Origin of the sequence: Bernardetia sp., assembly GCF_020630935.1 — a bacterium.
Classification (GTDB): domain Bacteria; phylum Bacteroidota; class Bacteroidia; order Cytophagales; family Bernardetiaceae; genus Bernardetia.
The window spans coordinates 70,681-86,772 of sequence record NZ_JAHDIG010000005.1; the positions used below are offsets into that span (position 1 = coordinate 70,681).

A 16,092-nucleotide genomic window follows, 5' to 3' on the forward strand; every position below is an offset into this window, starting at 1 on the left:
TCTGTTTTTTACGATAAAATGTAAATTTTTTCTTATCTTTAAATAGATTAATATACTAGCGATATATTATTATCGTTAGTAAGGTAAATGGCTATTCTTAAGCTAAAAGAAAAGGAATTTCTAAAAGACCTTACCATGAAACACTATTTTACTCTACTTTTTACGAAAAAAATAATACGATTTCTGACACTACTACTTATTCTATTGGTAGCCATGCCAGCTATTGACGTGCCTCAAGCAGAAGCACAAACAAAAAAAACAGGAAATTTTTTTACGAGAAGATTTAAAAGAAAGAATAAGTTTCAACGTAAATCTAAAAGTAGTACAGCTTTTCAGCGTAAACCTTTCAAGTGTTCAGAAGTGGGCAAGCAAAAAGTAAAGCAACTGAAAGTATCTAAAAAACAGCTTCGTAGATGGGAAGAAGAAAGATTAGTCAAGGCAGAGCAAGAGAGATTGAGAGAACAACGCCAAGCTAGAGTAACAGAAAAGAAGGAGGAAGTAGTTCTGACAGCTTCAACAGATAATGATATTAGCCAAGTAGCAAAAAAGGAACACGAAAAAGTTAAGAAGACAGAACAAAAAGAAGAGTCCACTCCAAAAGGTTGGTATTCTTCTGAAACACCAGATGCTCCAAAAGTACCCCCTTTTCTCTTCAATCAGAAAAACGAAATAGAAAATCAGAGAAGTAGAGAAGAAGTAGAGACAGTAGCCAAATATTCAAGATTAGGGTATCTTATTGTCTTGAAAAGTAGTAATGAAAAGCAGCTTCAAAAGGCAAAAGAATACTTAATTTCTCTTGGGGCAGAAAAAGAAAATATCAAACTAGATTCCTCTGTATCTGACAAAGAAAATCAAGTTGAAATCAAGATAGAAAAATAAAACAGATACTTGCAAGCTTTTACCCTTTCATTTCACAAAATGGAAGGGTATTTTTTTGTAATGATATAAGTTTAGAAATGAGTACCTTTGCTTCATAATTCTAATTTCTGTCAGAACAAACACAAACAGCAATTTTATTTCAAAAATGATTTTATACAACGTTACTGTAAATGTAGAAGATAGCATTCATAAAGACTGGCTCAACTGGATGAAAGAAACACATATTCCTGATGTGATGAAAACAGGGATGTTTAAAGAAAATAAAATATTAAAACTGCTTTCCAAACTTCCCGAAGAGCAAGGAACAACGTATGCCATTCAATATTTTTGTAATTCCTTAGAAGATTTAGAAAACTATCAACAAAATTTTGCGCCCAAACTTCAAGAAGACCATGTTAAAAGATATGGCAACAAAGCGATAGCTTTTCGTACCATTTTAGAAGAAGTTTAAATGAATGAACAATTAAAAATTGATGTTTTCATTCTAAAATCAGAATGCTAACTTCTAAAATTGGATTTTAAATTCTAGTCAAAGACAAGCCTTTAACCTACATTATTAAATAAATCAACTGGTCTTTTCCATTCTACAAATCTAAATTCTACCCTCTAAACTCAAGATATGGCAGAAATTCGTCCTTTCCGTGCTTGGCGTTACAACGCTTCTCTTACTTCTCAAATTCAAGATTTTACGTCTCCTCTTTTTGATGTTATTTCGCAAAAGCAACGAGATAAACTCTATCAAAATCCTTTAAACAGTATTCATTTATCTGTTCCATTAGGACAGAGTCCTGCCGATGATGCAAGAGAAACATTAGAAAAGTGGATAGCCGAAGGAACAATTACGCAAGACGATAAGCCAGCCGTTTATGTTTATTATCAGTATTTTGTTTTGCCAGCACGCATTTCAAAGAAAAAAGAGTATTGTAGGAAAGGATTTATCACGATGATAAAAGCATACGACTGGGAGGAAAACATAATTTTAAGGCACGAAAATACCATTCCTGCAGCCGTAAATGATAGAATTGAGCTTTTGGAAAAAACAGCCTTGAATGTCAGTCCAACACACGGCTTGTATGGAGATGAAAAATTTGAGTTAGAAAAGTATATGGATGAGGCTATCAAAAATCCTATTTATGAAACCGAAGATTATCAAGGAGTTAGAGAGGTTTTTGCAAAGATAGATGACCCTAAAATTGTAGAAAAATTTGTAGAGAAAGTAAAGGATAAAGAAATAATCTTGGCAGACGGACACCACCGTTACGAGAGTTCGATGGTATATCGTCAGAAGAAAAAAGAAGAAAATCCGAATCATACAGGAAATGAACTTTACAACTTTCATTTGATGTATTTGACAAATTCTTATTCCAATGATTTGCGTATTTTGCCTACTCATAGGCTACTGACAGACTTAGAAATAAGCGAAGAAGAAATTGTAGAAAAATTAGAGGAAGATTTTATTGTAAAGTCAGTAGAAAACTCATCGGATTTGAATGAAATGATTTGGGGAAAAAAGTGGGCTTTCGGACTTATTTTTTCTGAAAATGCTTATAAAATCAGTTTAAAACCAGAAAAATGGGAAACCTTAGCATGGAAATTTCCAGAATCTGTTAAAAATCTTGACCTTACTGTTTTGCATTACTTCTTTATTGAAAAAATAATTGGAATTAAAGGCAAAGACCAGCGCAAGAGTACCAACATTCAGTTTGAAAGAAATTTTACAGACTGTGTAACCAAAGTTATAAAAGGAGAAGCTGATTTAGCTCTCATTACTAATGCCGTCACGATGCCAGAAGTGAAGGAAGTTTGTAAGTCGGGTTATACGATGCCACAAAAATCCACCTATTTTTATCCAAAAGTGATTTGTGGATTTTGTTTTGCAAGCGTAGAAGAATAAAAAATGGAACGAAAAAAATGAAATAGTTGTTCCAATAGAATCTATGAAACACATCAATACACTTGAGCTAAAGTTTTATGATAATATAAAGGCTCATATTGCAAAAATTAAAGACAAAGAACGAGCAAATATAGAATATGTAAGTCTTAATACAGCTAAAATATCAATTGGTAAAGAGAGTAGTTATCAAGTAATTCGTAATTTTTATGAGTATTATGTGGATGGAAAATCCGTATATAGGCATATATCCGAATACTATTGGAAGCAGAAAATCTCTAATAAAAACCTTAGTTATGATAGGCTGGATAGGCGCATTTGACAACGAAATATCCGATTGGACAGAGATGAAAGATTTTTTGTTGGAGGAAATTACAAGAGAAGAAGCAATGAGCCAATTTCCAACAAAGAAAAATAAGGTTGAGAGCTTTATGGAATACAGAGAAAACTGTGAAAAGGACAAATGGCAAACTTTGTACGGTTGTACGTGTGGTGATTCAGGTTGTAGTGGTTTGGGGACAATTATTACAAAAAAAGAAGATTCTTATATCTGGACTTTTGGAGAGGAAGAGAATGAACTACAATTTATATTTGAGGAAAGTCAGTACCGTATGGCTTTTCAAAAGGCTTTGAAAGAAATTCATTCAAAGTTAAAAAGTTGATGTAAACAACTAACAAAAGCAGAAAAGTAGTGTTCAAAATACAAACTATTAAATGTCAAAGAATTATGAGTCTATAATTTATTCATTCGTAATTCGTAATTCGTAATTGATTTTATGCTAGAAACTCAAAATACAAAAGTAGAAACTGCCGTTTTGGTAGGAATTGTCAATCAAACACAAACATTACAAAAATCACAAGAATATTTAGATGAATTAGAATTTTTAGCCGAGACCTTAGGCATCAAAACCATAAAAAGGTTTACTCAAACGCTTGATACGCCTGACACAAGAACCTTTGTACGAACAGGAAAAATAGAGGAGATTAGGGAGTTTATGGAAACTAAAGAAGTAGATACCGTCATCTTTGATGATGAACTTTCTGCTCGCCACGTCCGAAATATTGAAAAGGAATTTGAAGGAAAACAAGTTTTTGATAGGGCAACACTCATCTTAGAAATCTTTAGGCACAGGGCGCAAACTTCACAAGCCAAAACGCAAGTGGAATTGGCTCGTTATCAGTATCTTTTGCCTCGCCTTACCAATATGTGGACACACCTTTCTCGTCAGCGTGGTGGTATCGGACAGCGTGGTGCAGGGGAGAAGGAAATTGAAACCGACCGTCGTATTGTTAGAGACAGGATTACGCTTTTGAGAGAAAAACTTCAAAAGATAGAAAAACAAGCTGAAACCCGTCGCAAACAGCGTAATAAAGTGGTGCGTGTTTCTCTTGTGGGTTATACCAATGTTGGGAAATCTACACTGATGCGTCTCTTGACAGGTTCGGATGTCTTTGCAGAAAACAAACTCTTTGCTACTGTCGATTCTACGGTACGTAAAGTTTTTTGGGATGGTATTCCATTTCTACTTTCCGATACAGTAGGTTTTATCCGTAAACTTCCGACGATGCTGATTGAGAGTTTTAAATCTACGTTGCAGGAAATTGTAGAGGCTGATGTTTTGATTCATGTAGTGGATATTTCACATCCTGCTTTCGAAGAGCATATTAAAGTAGTACAGGAAACACTCCAAGAGCTAGGAGCAACTGACAAACCGACGCTTTTAGTATTCAATAAAATTGATGCTTATACGCACGATGTAAATGTAGGTCAGAATTATTTGGTTTGTCCTCCAACACTTGAAGAACTCAAAGATTCTTACTTGGCTTCTGATAAGAAAAATACAGTTTTTGTTTCTGCTCACAACAAGGAAAACATCGACGAACTCAAAGACAAACTCTTAGAACTAATTGCAGCTCGTCATTTTCAGATTTATCCAAATTATGTGCGTCCAAATTATTATGCCGAAGAATATAACCCAAAAGATTATGGTATAAATGAGGAGGAGGAATAGATTATTTTGAAACAATAAAATTAGATTTTTAGTAATTTACATTAAGGATAGGGTTTCCCTTATCCTTTTTTGTATGCAATGAAATATGTAGAGATAAGGCTTGCCTTATTTTAATTGAGATAGTAATTTTTTTAATACACATGAGTCAGCCCAAATCTAAAGAAGAACTAAGAGAACATTTAAAAGATATTATTAGAAATATTCCTCGCCAACCTGGAATTTATAAGTACAAAGACGAAAATGGAGAAGTCATTTATGTAGGGAAGGCAAAGGAACTGCGTAAACGTGTGTCTAGTTATTTTACTAAGTCGCATCAATACGACCGAAAAACTCGCCAGTTGGTGCGTGAGATTAGAAATATTGAAATTACGATTGTAGATAGCGAGGCCGATGCACTACTATTGGAAAATAATTTGATAAAAGCACATCAACCCAAATACAATATCTTATTAAAAGATGGAAAGTCATATCCTTATATCTGCATAACAGACGAACCTTTCCCTAGAGTTTTTTCTACAAGAAATCCGAATAGAAATCAAGGGACGAATTATGGACCTTATACGAATGGAAAAACGCTTTATGCACTCAACGAACTTATCAAAAAACTCTATACTATTCGAACGTGCTACTATAATTTGAGTGAAGAGAATATAAAATCTGGAAAGTATAAGGTTTGTTTAGAATATCATATCAAAAACTGTAAAGGTCCTTGTGAGGGCTTGCAAAGCGAGGAAGATTATTTAAAAGACATTGAGCAGATTCGAAATATTTTAGCAGGAAAAACAAGCAAAGCAAAAGAGTATTTCAAAGAAAAAATGAAAACGGCAGCCGAAAAAATGGAATTTGAAGAGGCTCAAAAGGCAAAAGAAAAATGGGAAGCTCTGCACACGTATCAAAGTAAATCACTCATCACGAATCCAAATATTTCAGATACGGAAGTGATTGCGCTTTTGGAAGACGATGCGAATGTATATGTAAATTATCTCAAAATTGAAGATGGAAGTATTGTTTATACAGCCAATGAATCGTATAAAAAACGTCTTGAAGAAACGTTAGAAGATATTTTGCCAATGGTTGCCGTAGAGTTTAGGCAGCGTTTTGGAAGTGAGGCGCAGCGAATTGTGAGTAATGTAGAGGCAGAAGTGCCATTGCCGAAAGTAGAAATTGTCAATCCAAAAATAGGAGATTTGAGAAAATTATTAGACCTATCCATCAAAAATGTAACCTATTTCAAAAAGGAAAGATTACGCAAAAAGTTAGATTTTGCAGAACGCAAACAAGAAAAAGGACTAGCAGCCGTAGAAGCACTGCAAAAAGATTTAGGTTTGAAAGAATTACCTCTGCACGTAGAGTGTTTTGATAATTCTAACTTGCAGGGTACAAATCCAGTTTCTTCGATGGTTTGTTTTATGAATGGAAAACCATCTAAACGAAATTATAGAAAATATCACGTCAAGACGGTGGAGGGAGCGAATGATTTTGCCACAATGTATGAGGTGGTGTATCGTCGTTATAGAAGGCTTTTAGAAGAAAAACAGCCATTGCCAAATCTAGTCATTGTTGATGGAGGAAAAGGGCAGCTAAGTTTTGGAGCGCAGGCACTCAAAGATTTAGATATTTATGGAAAAGTGCCGATTGTCGGTATTGCCAAGCGTTTGGAAGAAGTCTTTTATCCAGAAGACCAACATCCTATTTATATCAATAAAAAATCGCCTTCCTTGAAGCTTATTCAGCATCTTCGCAATGAAGCCCACCGTTTTGCCATTACCTTCCACAGAGATGTTAGAAGTAAAAATGCCCTTCGAAACCCACTAGAAAACGTAAAAGGAGTAGGAAAGGCAACTATTGAGAAACTGCTTTTAGAATATAAGTCTATTAAGAAAATTGCAAAAACACCAGATGCAGAGCTAAAGGAACTCATCGGTGCAAATCGTACTCGCTTGATTAAAGACTACATCAAAAATAATCCTGATTTGTTGAGTTAGAGTACAACCTAAGTTCATTTCTTAACTGCTGCATATCTTCTTTTTTACCAATGTTGTACAAATATCTAAATATGGGTGTCATTATGATTGGAAAAACAGAAATAGAAGCTATATGTGACCAGTCAATATCCCATAAATAACGATTACCACTAAAACACTGGCGATACTCTATGCCAATAAAAACTCCATATAAATATCCTACCACAATAAGTAACATAACTAATCTGCCGAAACTATTGTATTTTGTAGTTATAGATAGCTTTTCAATATTGTTTTCTTTTATAATTTGTCCAATAATTATAGGGTGAAAAAAATCATACAACCCATTATATTTCCAAATCTTAAAACCACTTTTAGTTACTTCTCCTACAAAACTTGTGTTTTTACTAAGTATAGTCCAAACGTGATTTAAAATATTGTCTTTACGTTCATTTTTTATACCCTTCCTAAAATTTTCTAATGTTTGTTGTAGTGCCGTCATGTTTGTACATACGTATTTCTCCAACAAATGTTAGTTAGAATAGACTTTTCTATAAATGATTACCTTTCTCTAATTATTTTTTAGTGTAATATCCTTTCAGAGTGAGTCCTGTGTTGGTAATATTAAGCATTCCATTGGCTACTTTTTTTCCAAGTTGCAAAACAGGATTACTTTCTATTTTATTTCTCAATATTTCGTCAGCAGAATCGGCTTTTACAAGAGCTTCTCCAACCACTTTTTCGTTTTCTTCTTGTTTTTTAGGCTCTTCTTTGGATTCTTTTTCCTTTTTAGAATCTTGACTACCCTTAAAACGAGTAATACTTATTCCTGTTGTCAATACTTTTTGTTTTTTGAAACCAAACTTATTCATCAAAAAAGTAAGTGTTTTGGATGTGTAGTAAGATAAATGTTCTGGGTATTCAATGACATTATAATCAGCTTTGAGATAATAGCGCATCAAAGAATTGAAGTTTGGAGTCGTACAGTAAAATAAGCCCCCTTTTCTAAGAATTTTTTGAATGTGTGCTGTTTCTTCTAATGGATTGTTGATGTGTTCAATTACTTCAAAGGAAGTGATTACATCAAACATTTCTTCTTCATAATTATCTGAATCCAAAATTCCCCCATGCATTGTAATTCCTTTTTCTTTACAGATTTTGATGGCATCGGCAGAAAACTCTGTTCCATAAACTTCCCAACCTCTTTCTTTAGCTATATTCAAAAATAGACCAATTCCACACCCTACATCTAATATTTTTCCTGTTTTTCTGTACTTTTCAAACTCATCTAAAAGTTCATGATAACGCATTACGGTAATCGGAGAAAGGTAATGTGCGCTGGCATAGTGTTCATAATAATCATTTAGTTCTTGTAATGTTGGAATGCGTCTGATAAATACAAAGTCACAGTTTTTACATTTTACCAAATAATGACGTTCATAGCCTTCAATGGGTTCTATTTTTTCACTTTCACACAAAAGACATTTTTTATGATATTCTATCATCTTAATTTTTTTATTTGATTAGGATTTTTTTACAAATCAGAATCATTATCAAATTTTACTTTGCCAATGATTTGTATTTATCCATAGAGCAGTTTCAAGAAACTATTCTATGGATAAAATAATATAGAGTGCTGGACATGAGATAAAAAATTGTTGGTGTCGCTATGCTAAAACACCAACGAATGGTACTTTTTCCCTGTTCTGTGACTCACAGAACAGTAAATATCTATGGATGTCCAGTACTCTAAAAATAATATTTTCTAGTTAAATTTTTTATATAAAATTTATTGCCTCTCCAAGTGTACATAGACAGGGAAATGGTCGCTATATCCTCCCAAATATTTCGGTCCTACATACATTCTGAACGGATTTCCTTTGTATTTCCCTTCTTGTTCTTTCAAAAACTCTTGGTCATAGATATTTCCATCTACATAACGCCAGCCTTTTCCTCCATTATTTGCTACAAAAAATCCTTTGTTGATGATAATTTGGTCAAGCATGTTCCAGTCGCCTCTATAATTGTATGTTCCCTTGCCTTCTTTTTCTAAAGAAGCAAGAACATTGAAGAGCTGTTTGTCTGTGAGGTCTGGCGAATCGACAGCTTGTAAACCTTTTGTTACGCTTTCGTTGAAAGGCTCATCGTTCAAATCTCCCATAAAAAGAATTTTTGCATTAGGGTCTTTTGCCTCTAAGTCATCTATAATCTGACGAGCTAACAAAGCAGAAGCCATACGTTTCGGACGACTTTTTTCTTCTCCTCCTCCTCTTGACGACCAATGATTTACCAAAACGTGTATTTCTTCTCCCTCTAATTTTCCTGAAACTAACAATACATCTCTTGTCTTGTCGCCATCTGCTAGTTTTGTCTCATAGTTTTTTGAAGAAGTAACCTTAAAAACAGTTTCTTTATAGAGAAGGGCTACATCAATGCCTCGCTCGTCTGGTGAGTCGTAATGCACATAATTGTAGCCATATTTTTTTAATTGTGGGTCATTGATTAAATCTTTCAATACTTTTTCGTTTTCTATTTCACAAATACCCATAATTTCTGCTCCATCTTCATCACCAATCATACTGATAACTTTTGCAATTTTCTGAATCTTTTGCTCATATCGTTCTTTTGTCCACTTTTGTTTTCCACTTGGTGTAAAATCGTCATCAAAAGTGTTTGGGTCGTCTTCTGTGTCAAATAAATTTTCTACATTATAGAATGCAACGGTATGAACAGAGGGGTTATCGTTGTAAGGAGACGTATTTTCTATTGCTTCCTTAGCTAAATCAGCTTCTGTTTTGGGCATAGCTGTGTTTGCTCCATCATTATTTTCGTTTTCTGCTACATTTTTAGACGGCGAACAAGAAAATAAACAAAAACAGCTAATTAGAGAAAGTAAAAAAAACTTTTTCATAGTATATTTTAAATGATTGAAAAATGAATTGAGATAAATTAATTGACCTTCAGACCAATAAGTAAGACATCATCTACTTGGTCTTCATTTGCTCTCCATTTATTGAATGTAGTGCGAAATATTTTGTATTGCTCTTCCATAGGTTTGTGATGATTTTCGAAGAGCATTTTTTTGAACTTAGATTTCATAAACTTTCTCCCTTTTTTTCCACCAAACTGGTCTTGATAGCCATCAGAATAAAGATAAATGGTGGTAGGCTGACTTACATCTATAGTGTGTTTTTTAAAACATACTTTTCTGTTTTCGTAGAAAGCTCCTCCTATACTAGCATTTGTTCCTTTTATTTCGTGTAACTGATTGTTTTGAATATAAATAAGTGGATTTTTTGCTCCCACAAAGTCAATGGTCTGATTTTCTGTATCATAAACACATAATGATAAATCCATTCCATCACGATTTGCTGTAACTTTTTGTTGTAATGAATTAATAACCCCCTCATGTAGTTTTTGAGTTAATAAATGAGGCTCAGCAAGTGTTGCCTTGTTAGAAAATTGATTGAGCAGATTGTATCCAATCATAGACATAATTGCCCCTGGTACACCATGTCCAGTACAATCCACAGCAGCAATCGCAATTCTCATATTTCCATCTATATCAACTTTTCTATCTAGCCAATAAAAATCCCCTGAAACTACATCTCTAGGTTTATAAAAAATAAATGAATCTGAAAATAGAGCTTTTACAACTGTTTTTGGAGGAAGAATAGCATTCTGAATATGCTTTGCGTAGTTGATACTCTCATGCAAGGTTCTTGTTTTACTTTCTAAGGCAAGATACGAATGTTCTAAAGCCTTGTTTTGGGAGGCAATTTGTTCGGTTCGGCGTCTTACTTCTTTTTCTAATCGTTGTTCAGAATCTTGTAGTTTTTTATTGATATGATAAAGTTCTTCCATTGCTTGTTGCATAATTTCTTCTTGTACAGCCATCTGCTCAGTTTTTTCCTGTAATTCTTCAAAAGACATTCTCATTACTTCTTCTTGCTCTTCTATTTGGCGAAGTTGGATTTTATTTTCATCTACTTGTTTGCGTAATTTTTCCTCTTGTGCTTGTAACTCATTATTCTTAGCTATAATTTCTTTTTTATCGCTCTCTACTTGCCTAAGAGCATCTTGCAGCGATTTTTCTGTAAGAGCTAATTTTGCATTTTGTTTTTGGGTAATAGCATTGAGACTTTCTGTTTCTTGCAGCTTTTCTAAAAGCTCTTTTTCTGATTCTTGGTGATGTTTAGAAAGCGAGCCAACAAGTAATGCAATTACGAGAATCACCATGATGATAATCAGCGTAGAGAGAAGGTAATGTATAGTTGTAGGCAGAGATAAAAGTGGAGGGAGTAATTCGGTTTCTTGTAACCAAAACAAAGCAATAGCCGAAATAAGAGAGAAAATTAATAAAAGAGTAATCCGAATTCTATTTTTAACAGGATATAGAATAAATGGAGATACAGCTACTCCATAAAATAAATCATTTACTGTAGATTCTTTGCCTAAAAGAATACTAAAAGAAAATGAAGTTCCCCAAAAAAGCATAAAAGTAAATGTGCGAGCAACAGAATATAGCTTTTTTTTATTGAGATAAAGGCTCACTACAAAACCACACCCAATTAGAAAAATAAGCAGTGTTACTCTCCAATCTGTAAAAAAATGAATAATAAGAAAAGGAGGGACAAAAAATAGCACCAAAAAATTGATTTGGTTTAGCAGACGAATACGCTGACGCTCTACTCTTTCAATGGAAGAGTCTATCCCAAAAGCAGATATTTTTTGCCAATATTTTCTAATAAAACTCATTTAATTCAGTTTCAGTATGCTCTGATTAGAAAAATAAGAATTTCTATTCAAAATATAGTAGTAGTTGTAAGTTGTTTTATAGAATATAAATAGTTTTATATTCAAGTTAATCAGAAATTTACTATAATTTATTGAATCTAAAAAACAAAAAAAACTCTTTCTCAGAAAGAAAGAGTTTTCGACCTAACACACAAACACAAACAATAGAGAATTAGATTCTCTATGTGTTACGCTATTTGATAGCAGGAATCTCCTGCTCTTGGGTTGCGCTTCCCAAGTCTTTTGAATTTCCTTTTTGAGCAATTTCATTTCTCCCAGTAAATTTACTCATTGAGCTATATACGTTAAAAATATTTCCTGCTAAGAAATCATATACTCGTGCTGGTAATACACCACGCAAGAATGGTACTAATTTTACCATAAATGGCTCTTGAACTAAAATTTCATTTGTTTTTACAGCTTTAATTATCTCAGATGAGATTTCTTCTGGCTGCAAAAGAGGTGTAAGAAGTGGGGCAGATGCTCCACTAAACATACCTGTATCAATATAACCTGGCATTACCGTCGTTACGTGTAAATCAGTTTTCTGACGCTCATTAATCTGTTCTAATTCTAAACGCAACGATTCAGACCAACCCAAAACTGCCCATTTACTACCTGCATAGACAGACATACGTGGGTTAGGCGTAAATGCAGAAGCAGAAGAAATATTTACGATATGACCTGCTCCTTTTTTTATCATTCCAGCTACAAATGCTCTAGCAATGTGCATCACTCCCAAAACATTGATACGAACAGTTTTTTCAATATCATCGTAAGAATGGTCTTCAAAATGTTTACCTACTACAATACCAGCATTATTAAATAAAATATCTATTGTTCCTACTTCTAAGGCTACTTTTGCAGCAGCAGCTTGAATGCTTTCTAAGCTAGAAACATCTACTTTGTAAGTATGAACCTTATATCCTTTGTTTCCAAATTCTAAAGCTACCTCATCAAGTCCTTTTTGATTGATGTCCCAAATTACTAATTCAGAAGCACCTTCTTCCATGCACTTGCGTCCCATAATCTTCCCAATTCCACTTGCTCCTCCTGTAATGAGTACAATTTTATTTGATATTCTTGACATGATGATATAATAGTTTTGATTTAGAATTTCTTTGTTAAGTAAAATACTCAGTGTGCAAAGAATTTATATTAAACGATTTTCGTAAGAATAAGTTATAAAAAATAAAAAATTTTTTCTAATTTGAATTTTTACACCTTTTATTTAAGCATTCTCTCAATCATTTTCCAATGCGTTATGAGTAAATCCTCTTTTGTAAGTGAAAAATAATGTTCTATAATATTTATTTTTCGCTTCATGACCTGCAAAACACCCGTAAACTGACTCCAAAGTACAAAAGCTGTCTCAAATGGATTGCCTTGTTCAGTAATACTGCCATCTTTTATACCTTCTTTGATGGCTCTTACCAAAATAGAAATCACAGCATTTCCTTCTTCTAAAGCTTGCAACGACTCGGTTTCAGCAGAAGCTAGATTAAATGTATCGTTTTCATAATCTAAAATAGTTGTAAAGTAATTCGGATATTTTTCTGAAAACTCAACATACGTCTTTCCTACAATAATCACTTTCTCATAGCCAGAATTTCCTTCTTTGATAGCTTCACGCAGCATTTTTTTAAGGATAATGAAACCTCTTAAAATAATGGCTCTATACAATTCTTCTTTACTTTTGAAATAAAGGTATAATGTTCCTTTACTCAACTCTGCTGCTTTGGCGACTTGTGCCATAGTAGCCACTGAAAAACCGTGTTTGAAAATTACGTCTTCGGCTGCATCAACGATCGCATTTCTTCTATGCACCCTTTCTCGTGCCTTTCGTTCTGCTATTCCCATTGAAAATTTTAAATTCTAGCTAATTTGTGTGTTTATTGTAATGATTTTGAAAATGACTGACGGTCATTATATGAACACAAATATAATATAAAGGTTTTGAATTACAATAACTTTTTGTGAAAAAAACTGAATTATTTTTTAAAAATAAAGTTTGTAACTCTCTTTTTATCAGTAAATTAGGCGTTTTGGTGTTGTGAAGCTATAAACTATTAGATTTTATTGGAAATAAAGTAATGATCAACTGAAAATGACTAAGAGTTTTTTTAGAGGTAATTATTGCGTTTGTACTCCATATCAAATCATATAGCCAATTTCAGTAGATTTATAGGTTAGAAATTCCCATTTACTGTAAAAGCAATTTTTTTCCGTATTTTTTATCTAATTCTGTAAAAGCAATTTGTCTTTTAGAAGAAGTCTTCGAAACTCTTACTTTATCAGCCATTTTTTTGTATTCTTTAATAAGATTTTTCTCTTCTTGTGGTTCAAAGAAGTAAATATAACCCGCTGTCATTCCCTTCATCGTATCTTCTTCGTCATTGAGGTCAATAAAATCTCCTAAAAAAGGAATAAAACGGAAAAACATCAAGAAGTTCATATTGACAGGGTTTTTGTCTATCGTTTGAGCTAATGTTTTATCTACAATAGCAATTTCTTGTCCTTTATTTACTCCCAAAATATCATCAAAATAAATAATGCCTTCCTCTACATCTATATCAACAATTCTGAAAAGAGAGGTGTACGATTTTTCAAATGAAGGCACAAACTTGTTAAGTAAAGAAATCTCTTCTGCTTCTTTTTGTTCTTCTAAGAAAATTTCATACGACTTGTATTTATTTACTTGTTGTTCTAAAAGAACATAATCTATAAAACATTTTTGATGCTCGTTGGTAGCAAATTGTATTTTTGTAGCATTATCATTTCCTAAAACACTACCAAATGCTGGCACAGCTTCTTGTATAAAATATCCATTATAAGCATCAAAAACAGCTTGAAGGCTTTTCGTCATATCTTGTCCAAATGTCTTGTAATAACTTAGCGTGTAGTCTTCCATAGTTCTATATCTATAAAAATTTGTTTTTAATAAAAATTGTCAAAACCTAATAGGCTTGCAAAAATACGAAAAATAATAGCGATACAGCTTCAATGAAAGCAAAAGAGAGTCGCTCAAAATAAATTTCAAATTATTTTTTACAACGTACATCATTTACGTTCTGCTCTATTTATTTTGTAGTATCCTTATAAGAAGAGGTAATCAAATGACAAGTATAGCAGTTGAAACAGTTTTTGAGAGAAAACAAAAAATTAATGTTTTTTTAGAAAAAATATTTTACAACGTACATCACTTACGTTCTGCTCTATTTATTTTGTAGTATCCTTAGAAGACAAAAGGAAAATTCAATTTTGTAAATTATTTATCATACTTATATATATACATTTCAATTATGGCAAAAGGAGCTGACGACAACAAGAAAAAACTAGAGGCTTTGAAAGTAACTCTAGCAAAACTAGACAAAACCTACGGCAAAGGAACAGTTATGAAACTAACTGACGACAATGTAGTAGATGTTCCAAGTATCTCAACAGGTTCATTAGGACTTGATATTGCACTCGGCATTGGAGGACTTCCTCGTGGTAGAGTAGTAGAAATTTATGGACCTGAATCTTCTGGTAAAACAACACTTACACTACACGCCATTGCAGAAGCACAACGCCAAGGAGGATTAGCTGCATTTATCGATGCAGAACATGCTTTTGATAGAGTGTATGCTCAAAACTTAGGCGTAGATTTGGATAATCTTCTTATCTCACAGCCTGATAGTGGTGAACAAGCCTTAGAAATTGCAGAGCAGCTTATTCGTTCAACAGCGATTGATATTGTAGTTATTGACTCGGTAGCTGCACTTGTTCCAAAAGCAGAATTAGAAGGCGATATGGGAGATTCTAAAATGGGTCTGCAAGCACGTCTAATGTCACAAGCACTTCGTAAACTGACTGGTGTAATCAGCAAAACACAGTGTACTTGTATCTTCATTAACCAACTTCGTGATAAGATTGGGGTAATGTTTGGAAGCCCAGAGACTACAACAGGTGGTAATGCTCTCAAATTTTACTCTTCTGTACGTTTGGATATTCGTCGTATTGGTGCAATCAAAGATGGCGACAAAATTACTGGTAACCGTACTCGTGTGAGTGTGAAGAAAAACAAACTTGCTCCTCCATTCAAACAAGTTGAGTTTGATATTATGTACGGAAAAGGTATCTCTAAGGCAGGTGAAGTCTTAGATTTGGCAGTAGAACTTGACGTAGTGAAAAAATCGGGTTCTTGGTACTCTTACGGAGACAACAAACTCGGACAAGGACGTGATTCTGTAAAAGCTCTTATCGAAGAAGATGAGGCATTAATGGCAGAACTTGAAGAACAACTTCGTGAGCTAGATAAAGCCAACAATACGGCTGGAAAAGACTCAAAGTCTTCTAAAAAAGATAATAAAGCAGAAAAAGCTATCAAAGCTACTGCTGAAGTTCAGAATGAAGACGAAGACAGCGACGAAGATTTTGTCTTTGAAGACGAAGAATTAGAAGATGGAAAATAATCATCTATCTCTAATTCGCTCAATTTTAATTATGGATTTACTTCATCTATTTGTTTGATATATCAAAAGCCTTCCTGCACTGTGGGAAGGCTTTT

15 protein-coding genes are annotated in these 16,092 nt (G+C 33.5%); 8 read left to right on the plus strand and 7 right to left on the minus strand.

From position 1 onward, the window contains the following. Window positions 1-87 precede the first annotated feature (87 nt). The 7 genes from QZ659_RS02725 to uvrC all read left to right on the plus strand — a co-directional run bounded on the left by QZ659_RS02725 (window position 88) and on the right by uvrC (window position 6,767). Window positions 88-879 carry a hypothetical protein gene (locus QZ659_RS02725; protein WP_291721493.1) on the plus strand — a complete coding sequence of 264 codons (792 nt, stop codon included), beginning with the start codon at window positions 88-90 and terminating at the stop codon, window positions 877-879. A 145-nt stretch (window positions 880-1,024) separates the two neighbouring features. Beyond that, window positions 1,025-1,330 (plus strand): DUF4286 family protein, encoded by a 306-nt coding sequence (locus QZ659_RS02730; RefSeq protein ID WP_291721496.1) that lies wholly within the window; start codon window positions 1,025-1,027, stop codon window positions 1,328-1,330. Between the two features lie 168 nt (window positions 1,331-1,498). After that, window positions 1,499-2,773, plus strand: coding sequence for a DUF1015 domain-containing protein (locus QZ659_RS02735; protein WP_291721499.1), 1,275 nt, complete (start codon window positions 1,499-1,501; stop codon window positions 2,771-2,773). A 43-nt stretch (window positions 2,774-2,816) separates the two neighbouring features. Next, entirely contained in the window at window positions 2,817-3,092 is a 276-nt protein-coding gene (locus QZ659_RS02740; protein WP_291721502.1) for a hypothetical protein, read from the plus strand. Continuing rightward, window positions 3,067-3,432 carry a hypothetical protein gene (locus QZ659_RS02745; protein WP_291721506.1) on the plus strand — a complete coding sequence of 122 codons (366 nt, stop codon included), beginning with the start codon at window positions 3,067-3,069 and terminating at the stop codon, window positions 3,430-3,432. Before QZ659_RS02740 ends, QZ659_RS02745 begins: the two co-directional genes overlap by 26 nt. Before the next feature lie 114 nt (window positions 3,433-3,546). Further along, window positions 3,547-4,782 carry a GTPase HflX gene (gene hflX / locus QZ659_RS02750; protein ID WP_291721509.1) on the plus strand — a complete coding sequence of 412 codons (1,236 nt, stop codon included), beginning with the start codon at window positions 3,547-3,549 and terminating at the stop codon, window positions 4,780-4,782. A 140-nt stretch (window positions 4,783-4,922) separates the two neighbouring features. Then, window positions 4,923-6,767, plus strand: a complete 1,845-nt coding sequence (uvrC, locus tag QZ659_RS02755) for an excinuclease ABC subunit UvrC (protein WP_291721511.1) — start codon at window positions 4,923-4,925, stop codon at window positions 6,765-6,767. Here the strand turns inward: uvrC and QZ659_RS02760 are convergent. The 7 genes from QZ659_RS02760 to QZ659_RS02790 all read right to left on the minus strand — a co-directional run bounded on the left by QZ659_RS02760 (window position 6,739) and on the right by QZ659_RS02790 (window position 14,454). Next, complete coding sequence (locus QZ659_RS02760; protein WP_291721514.1) at window positions 6,739-7,248, minus strand: hypothetical protein; 510 nt, start codon at window positions 7,246-7,248, stop codon at window positions 6,739-6,741. The two genes, uvrC and QZ659_RS02760, sit on opposite strands and share 29 nt — an antisense overlap. A 73-nt stretch (window positions 7,249-7,321) precedes the next feature. Then, window positions 7,322-8,251, minus strand: coding sequence for a class I SAM-dependent methyltransferase (locus tag QZ659_RS02765; protein ID WP_291721517.1), 930 nt, complete (start codon window positions 8,249-8,251; stop codon window positions 7,322-7,324). A gap of 284 nt (window positions 8,252-8,535) precedes the next feature. Continuing rightward, entirely contained in the window at window positions 8,536-9,657 is a 1,122-nt protein-coding gene (locus tag QZ659_RS02770) for an endonuclease/exonuclease/phosphatase family protein (protein ID WP_291721519.1), read from the minus strand. Between the two features lie 38 nt (window positions 9,658-9,695). After that, window positions 9,696-11,504, minus strand: a complete 1,809-nt coding sequence (locus QZ659_RS02775) for a PP2C family protein-serine/threonine phosphatase (RefSeq protein ID WP_291721522.1) — start codon at window positions 11,502-11,504, stop codon at window positions 9,696-9,698. Between the two features lie 232 nt (window positions 11,505-11,736). Continuing rightward, window positions 11,737-12,633 (minus strand): SDR family NAD(P)-dependent oxidoreductase, encoded by an 897-nt coding sequence (locus tag QZ659_RS02780; protein ID WP_291721525.1) that lies wholly within the window; start codon window positions 12,631-12,633, stop codon window positions 11,737-11,739. Window positions 12,634-12,770: 137 nt separating this feature from the next. Continuing rightward, window positions 12,771-13,403 (minus strand): TetR/AcrR family transcriptional regulator, encoded by a 633-nt coding sequence (locus QZ659_RS02785; protein WP_291721528.1) that lies wholly within the window; start codon window positions 13,401-13,403, stop codon window positions 12,771-12,773. Between the two features lie 343 nt (window positions 13,404-13,746). Continuing rightward, window positions 13,747-14,454, minus strand: a complete 708-nt coding sequence (locus tag QZ659_RS02790; protein ID WP_291721531.1) for a hypothetical protein — start codon at window positions 14,452-14,454, stop codon at window positions 13,747-13,749. A gap of 391 nt (window positions 14,455-14,845) precedes the next feature. Here QZ659_RS02790 and recA point away from each other — a divergent pair, with 391 nt between their 5' ends. Next, complete coding sequence (gene recA / locus QZ659_RS02795) at window positions 14,846-15,997, plus strand: recombinase RecA (protein WP_291721534.1); 1,152 nt, start codon at window positions 14,846-14,848, stop codon at window positions 15,995-15,997. Window positions 15,998-16,092 lie beyond the last annotated feature (95 nt).